5 protein-coding genes and 1 pseudogene are annotated in these 6,572 nt (G+C 61.7%); 4 read left to right on the forward strand and 2 right to left on the reverse strand.

Annotation, left to right across the window (positions count from 1 at the left end; translation table 11 throughout):
* The first annotated feature begins 77 nt into the window (after positions 1–77).
* From DDF70_RS34865 to DDF70_RS39125, 4 genes and pseudogenes are all read left to right on the forward strand, one after another.
* Positions 78–500 (forward strand): helix-turn-helix domain-containing protein, encoded by a 423-nt coding sequence (locus DDF70_RS34865; protein WP_114946109.1) that lies wholly within the window; start codon positions 78–80, stop codon positions 498–500.
* Positions 389–1,039 carry an IS630 family transposase gene (locus tag DDF70_RS34870; RefSeq protein WP_245435536.1) on the forward strand — a complete coding sequence of 217 codons (651 nt, stop codon included), beginning with the start codon at positions 389–391 and terminating at the stop codon, positions 1,037–1,039. Before DDF70_RS34865 ends, DDF70_RS34870 begins: the two co-directional genes overlap by 112 nt.
* A gap of 379 nt (positions 1,040–1,418) precedes the next feature.
* The gene (locus DDF70_RS34875) at positions 1,419–3,206 is read left to right on the forward strand and encodes a M10 family metallopeptidase C-terminal domain-containing protein (RefSeq protein WP_114949095.1); all 1,788 of its coding nucleotides are present in this window, start codon (positions 1,419–1,421) and stop codon (positions 3,204–3,206) included.
* A gap of 608 nt (positions 3,207–3,814) precedes the next feature.
* A pseudogene (locus DDF70_RS39125) lies at positions 3,815–3,952 on the forward strand (NAD-dependent epimerase/dehydratase family protein); the annotation flags it as partial.
* A 146-nt stretch (positions 3,953–4,098) separates the two neighbouring features.
* Here DDF70_RS39125 and istB read toward each other — a convergent pair.
* The gene (istB, locus tag DDF70_RS34885) at positions 4,099–4,851 is read right to left on the reverse strand and encodes an IS21-like element helper ATPase IstB (protein WP_114945129.1); all 753 of its coding nucleotides are present in this window, start codon (positions 4,849–4,851) and stop codon (positions 4,099–4,101) included.
* 11 nt (positions 4,852–4,862) lie between these two features.
* The gene (istA, locus tag DDF70_RS34890) at positions 4,863–6,404 is read right to left on the reverse strand and encodes an IS21 family transposase (RefSeq protein ID WP_281024360.1); all 1,542 of its coding nucleotides are present in this window, start codon (positions 6,402–6,404) and stop codon (positions 4,863–4,865) included.
* Positions 6,405–6,572 lie beyond the last annotated feature (168 nt).

Below are 6,572 nucleotides of genomic sequence, written 5' to 3' on the forward strand. Positions count from 1 at the left end.
TAAAGCGCTTTTGATCTGGCCTTGAATCCATTGTGGTGGTCTGTGCGTTGACTGGGATATGGCCCAGGAGGCGAGCCATGTCCCAGGCCTATTCCGCCGATTTGCGTGAGCGCGTTCTGGTCGCCTGCGAACGCGGCGACCTTCCTCAGGTCGAGATCGCCCGCCGCTTCCAGGTTTGCCCGGCCACCGTGTCGAACTGGCGCCGCCAGGAGCGCGAGGAAGGCCGGCGTGCTGCGAAGCCGCACAGTGGCGGCGTGCCCTCGCGCCTGGATGCGGCGGTTCTCGAGGTGCTGCGTCAGCTCGTGATCGAGGACAATGACGCACTGTTGCGTGAGTACCGTGAGCGCCTGGCTGAGCGAACGGGCGTGACGGTGTGCCTGGCGGTGATCTGCGAGGCGCTCAAGCGCCTCAAGCTGCGTCCGAAAAAAAGACGCTTCGGGCGGCCGAGCAGGAGCGGCCCGAGGTTGCTGCCGAGCGTGAGGCTTACCGCCAGCAGATGAGCGTGCTTCCCGCGGAACGCTTGGTGTTCCTGGATGAGAGCGGGGTAACGACTAAGATGGCCCGAACCCATGCGCGAGCCCCACGGGGGCAGCGGGCGTACGGCTCGATCCCGCTGGGCTCCTGGCAGCGGCTGACGGTCTTGGGTGCGCTCGCGTGTGAGGGCCTGGTTGCCACGATGAGCATCGAGGCCTCGACTTCTACCTCCGTGTTACTCGCCTATCTCGAGCAGATCCTGGTACCGGCTCTCAAACGCACCAAGTCGGATGCCATTCTGGTGATGGACAACCTGCGCCCGCACCACGCCATCGAAGTGCAGGACCTGCTCGATCAGGCTGGGATTGGACTGCTGTACCTGCCGCGCTACTCGCCCGAGTTCAACCCGATCGAGCACGCCTGGGCCAAGGTGAAAGAGCGGCTCAAAGCCAAAGCCGCACGCACTCTCGAAGCCTTGGAAGCAGAGCTCAAACCCGCCCTCGACAGCATCACCGCAAAAGATGCCAAAGGCTGGATCAGGCATGCCGGCTATGCTCTACACTGAAACCAAAAGCGCTTTAGAAAGCGCACAATGATGGGATGCGCGGTTCCAGCCTAAGCCAGCAGGCAGCCATTCGACATCGCAATGTAGTAACATTTTGACTCATAGCAGCGGGGATCCCAAGGTCACAGCGCGACCGTCCGCTCGTGTTGGAGAGGCGGCGGCAGAGCCAGCCCTCTGACCCAGAGGATCAAAGTGTCGCACCTGAGTAGGTTGGGCCCTTGGCACCTTAGAGGAAAATGGTCTTTGGTGCGACTTGGGCCATTTGGCCGCATTGATGCACAGCCTGGCACCAGCATACGCCACGACACTATTGAGCTCGCGCCTTGGCTCCACGCCAGCTGCGGTTGAGATCATCTGTGATAAAAAAACGGAGGGGGTTATGCCTGCTGTTGTGACTGCTGTCCCAACTGGCGACGCGTATATCGATGGGGTGCTGGGCGACGTGAAATGGGCCGTGAATGGCTTCACGTACAGTTTCCCGGCCAGCGCCTCGTTCTACGGCACACCCTATGGCGGCGGTGAGACAGCGAATGCCTTTGGGGCTCTCACACCGACGCAGCAGGCCACCGTTCGCGCGGCGCTGACGATGTATGCGTCAGTCGCCAATCTCACCTTTACGGAGATGGCTGAAACGGCCACGCGGCACGCCGATCTGCGCTTTGCCATGTCAAATACGCCGGGCACGGCGTGGGCCTATTTCCCGACCACCAATGCCGAGGGCGGCGATGCATGGTTCAACCGAACCGACTACAACAGTCCGGCGAAGGGCAACTATGCCTATCTGACCTTCGTCCACGAGATTGGGCATACGCTCGGTCTGGAGCATCCGCACGAGAGCGGCATGCCCGGTGACCGCGACTCCATCGAGTACACGGTCATGAGCTATCGCTCCTACGTGGGGGCTTCGACGACATCCGGTTATACCAACGAGACCTGGGGCTATGCGCAGTCGCCGATGATGTACGACATCGCGGCCCTGCAGCACCTGTATGGTGCCAACTACGCGACCAACAGCGGCAACACCGTCTATGCGTGGAGCCCGACGACGGGGGAGATGTTTATCAACGGGGTCGGGCAGGGGGCTCCCGGCGGGAATAAGATTCTCCAGACGGTTTGGGACGGTGGCGGCACCGACACGTATGACTTTTCGAATTATGCGACGGGGGTGACGATTGACCTGCGGCCAGGGAGCTGGACGACCACGGCTTCCACTCAGTTAGCGAAACTGCATTGGGATGGCTCGAAGACAGCGGCTGGGAACATCGCCAACGCGCTTCTGTACAACAATGATGCCCGGTCGCTGATTGAGAACGCCAAAGGCGGATCTGGCGATGATATAATCGTCGGCAATGCGGCCGCCAACACGTTGTGGGGTGGGGCCGGCAACGACCGGCTGTCGGGCGGGGCGGGCAATGACACGCTCGATGGGGGAGCGGGGATAGACACCGCGCTGTTCAGTGGTCTGCGGGCGTCCTATGACATTCGCCACCAGTCCAATGGCTCGGTTCTGGTGACGGATCTGCGCGCGGGGATGCCGGACGGCACCGATCAGACCTGGGGTGTGGAATACTTCCAGTTCGGCGACGGCCTCTTTGCATCCGCTGATCTCAATGCATCCACTAATCTCACGCTTCGGACTGTTGTGTCCGCGCTGAAGGTCGCGTTCAATCCCCAAGTCTATCTCCAGGCTAATCCGGATGTGGCAGCGGCCGGGGTCAACCCATTGGAGCATTACGTCCGATTTGGTGCGAGCGAAGGACGGGCGGGCGCTGGCGTAAACCCAGGGCAGTCGGTGGGGCGGAGCATCACCAAAGGCTTTGATGCCGACTATTATCTGATGAACAATCCGGATGTCGCACGCGCCGGAGTCAATCCTCTGGAACACTACAACAGTTCGGGCTGGAAGGAGGGGCGGGACCCCAGTGCCGCCTTCGACACCAGCTATTACCTTGAGCATTATCAGGACGTGGCGGCAGCTCATATCAATCCGTTGGATCACTATTTCAGCTTCGGCTGGAAGGAGGGACGTGATACGTCGACGTCGTTTGACACCTCATCCTATCTGACGGCCAATCCCGATGTCGCAGCCGCTGGAGTCAACCCCCTGCAGCACTTCTTGGAGAATGGCATCTATGAGGGACGCGTTGCTTGGGATGTTATAGCTTGAGATACTACTCTCAGGGGTGTGACCCATAGATTTCTGTAACGGAGATCAAACACATTGTCCGGGCTCGCCGGAGGCGTTTGAGCCGGCCCAGAGCAACACAGATGATCCTTATCACTCATGAGCGGCTCGAACTCAGCGCGTCGGCTACCGCCGAGAGAAAGCCACCCACGCTACCGACAGCATTCTCTCGTCATTGTGTTACCTTGGGATGTGGAGCCTTGCGCCGCATTGTCCTAGCTGCAGCCCGGTTATCCCTCTACAGGAGGCTGGCCAAGGTATTCACGTCAATTTTAGAGCAGTAGCCTGATAGCGTTAACGTCACAAAGCATAAGATCAATGTCTACCTCATGTCAGGTAATTATATCGACGATCTGAAGGCGGAGTATGTCTAAGTTAATTATTTAAGTGACTCCTTGAGTTGGCGCAAATTGACTTGGCTTGCGCAACGCTATGCACTCCAAAGTGCAGACAAACCGTTGGAACGATTTGAATTCGCTGCGTCTTTTCATTTTCTTGGACGGCTTGCAACTGCTCAGCAGATTTGATAGCTGCCATGCACAGTTAGGCAGTTTTTACTGTCCGTCACCCGAACAGCGGCGCAGGTCTCAATGGCAAAAAAGTATATTGTAACAGGTGGGGCCGGATTCATCGGGTCGGCTGTTGTTCGTCTGCTCGTCCGCGACACCTCGCACCAGGTGCTCGTTCTCGATAAGCTCACCTATGCCGGCAATCTGGATTCGTTTGCGGATACCGGTGAAGCCGGACGCGTATTCCAAGGTGAAGCCGGACACCCATTCCGATTTCATTCCGGACAGCGTTCCGATCTGAAGCCGGACACTCTCCTCGTTTGATCCTGGGTCATGGGAGATGGTGGAGTGGGATTGGCCGGTCGTCAATCGGACGATGATGCAGCGGCCGGGGAGCGCTGCTTGCGCAGGCTCTCGCCGGACAGTTCAATCCTGTAAGCATTGTGGACCAGGCGATCCAGGATCGCATCGGCGATGGTCGGATTGCCGATGATCTCATACCAGCGGTCGACCGGGATCTGGCTCGTCACGATGGTGGAGCGCCGCTCGTACCGGTCCTCGACGATCTCCAGCAGATCCCGCCGCTGATCGTCAGCGAGCTTCTCGGGCCCCCAATCATCAAGGATGAGAAGATCCACGCGGGCCAGCGCCTTGAGCATGCGCGCGTAGCGGCCGTCCCCGCGGGCCAGACCAAGCGCCGCAAACAGCCGCGGGGCACGGTGATAAGCGACCGAGAAGTCCTCCCGGCACGCCTTCTGGCCCAGCGCGCAGGCCAACCAGCTTTTGCCGACCCCGGCTGGTCCGGTCAGCAGGAGCCCGCGTCGTTCACGGATCCAATCGCAGCCGGCCAGCTTGAGAAAGAGCCCGCGGTCGAGACCGCGCGCCGCCCTGAAGTCGACATCCTCGACATGCGCGTCATGGCGCAGGCGGGCCGCCCGCGCCCGGCTCTCAAACCGCTTCTGACAGCGCAGCGTCGCCTCGCGTTCGAGCAGCAGTGCAAGCCAGTCGCCATGCTCGAGAGCCCGAGCCTCGGGCTGGGATTGCAGAGCCTTGAAGGCACTGGCCATGCCGTGAAGACCAAGATCGGCCAGCAGAGCGAGAGTGGGATGGGTCAACATGCAGGATCTCCTTAGTGGAAGTAGCCGGGGCCGCGCAGGTTGGCGTGCTCCAGAATGGCGGTGGGCTCGGGGTCGCGGGCGGGTTGGGCGGCCAGGCGGTTGGCCAGGATCGAGGCGATGCTCTTGGAGGTGAGCGCCCCGATCTGGAGAGCGCGGGCCGACACCGCTTCAGCGCGAGCGGGTTCGAGATCGCGCAACAGGCGCAGAACCCCGAGGCAAGTCCGGAAGCCCTGCTCAGGATGCGGGCGGCGCGCCAGAATAGCCGTGATCAGACCTTCCGTCTGAGGGCCGACGGACGCCGCCCAACGGCGGAAGCGCTCCGGGGTCCAGTCGGCATAGCGCCGATGGGAACTCGGCATGTGGTCCGGGTCGGTGCCGTGCCGGCGCCCACCGTAGCGGCGCTGATGGGTTGCCACGCGCTGGCCGCGGTGGAAGATCTCGATCGTGCGGCTGGTGGCCCGCAGGTCGACCTGCGCGCGGATCAGGCCGTGCGGAACCGAATAGAAGAAGCCGTCGTACTCGACGTGATAGTCCGTGCCGACCCGCACGAAGCGCCATTCGGCGAACTCGTAGTCGTCGCCCGGCAGCGGCGCGAGCGCCGGGCGCTCCATCGTCTCGAAGAGATGCCGGCGGCTGACCCCGAGGCGGCGCACGACATGATCGTTGATGCGCTCGCACGCGCCGGCAATCGCCGCATTGGCTTCGGCCAGCGAGAAGAAAGTCTGGTGCCGCAGCCGTCCGAGAATGCAGGTCTGGGCAAAGCGCACGCCATTCTCCACTTTGGCTTTGTCCTTGGGCTTTCGTGGCCGCGCCGGCAGGATGCCGATGCCGTAATGCGCGGCCATCATGCCGTAGCTGCGGTTGATCTCGGGATCGTAGAACGAGGCCCGGTTGACCCCTGACTTGAGATTGTCCGGCACGATCAGGCGCGGAACGCCGCCGAAGACGCGGAACATGCGCCCATGCGCGCCAATCCAGTCCGGCAGGGACTGGGTCCAGGTCGCCTCAGCGTAGGTGAAGTTGGAGGCGCCGAGCACGGCGACGAAGATCTCGGCCTGGCGGATCTCGCCGGTGTCGGAATCAACGATGGCGATCTTCTTGCCGGAATAGTCGACGAACACTTTGTCGCCGGCAATATGGTCCTGGCGCATGGTCGGCGAGAGCCGGCTCTCAAACGAGCGGAAGAGCTCGCAGAAGCGGCTGTAGCCATAGCCGTTGGAATGGACGGCCCGGTACTCCTCCCAGAGGATTTGCAGGGTGACGCCGGGCTTCTTCAATTCGACGATGGCTTCGGCCCAGTGGGGCTCGGGCCGCCGGCGCTGTCCCTGCTTGACGCCGGCGCGGGCGAAAAGCCTGTTCTCCAGGGCCTCGTCGGTCAGGTCGCCGGGCAAGGGCCAGCTCAAGCCGGCCTGCTCGGCGCGCTTGAGGTTCTCCTGGACGGTGCTGCGCGCGATCCCGAGCCTCTCGGCGATGTCACGCACGCTGATGCCGTCCCGGGCCAGGCGCAGCATCTGTCTCAACTGTCTCATGGTCAGCTTCCTCTTGGCGGGCATTCCATTCTCCTCGATGACGTGAGGAGGGTGATGCCCGAGTTGCTGACCCAGGGGATCATCAGAGTGGGGAAAGTGTCCGGTAATTGATCGGAACGGTGTCCGGCTTCATTCCGGAATGCTGTCCGGCGTCAAATCGGAATCCCCGTCCGGATTGAATCGGAATCCGCA

The organism is Microvirga calopogonii, from assembly GCF_003347665.1.
Classification (GTDB): Bacteria; Pseudomonadota; Alphaproteobacteria; order Rhizobiales; family Beijerinckiaceae; genus Microvirga; species Microvirga calopogonii.

Coding starts and splice junctions, on each gene's coding strand:
- istA (WP_281024360.1), bottom strand. CDS start 6,404: ATGCCCGCCAAGAGGAAGCTGACCATGAGACAGTTGAGACAGATGCTG.
- DDF70_RS34865 (WP_114946109.1), top strand. CDS start 78: ATGTCCCAGGCCTATTCCGCCGATTTGCGTGAGCGCGTTCTGGTCGCC.
- DDF70_RS34875 (WP_114949095.1), top strand. CDS start 1,419: ATGCCTGCTGTTGTGACTGCTGTCCCAACTGGCGACGCGTATATCGAT.
- istB (WP_114945129.1), bottom strand. CDS start 4,851: ATGTTGACCCATCCCACTCTCGCTCTGCTGGCCGATCTTGGTCTTCAC.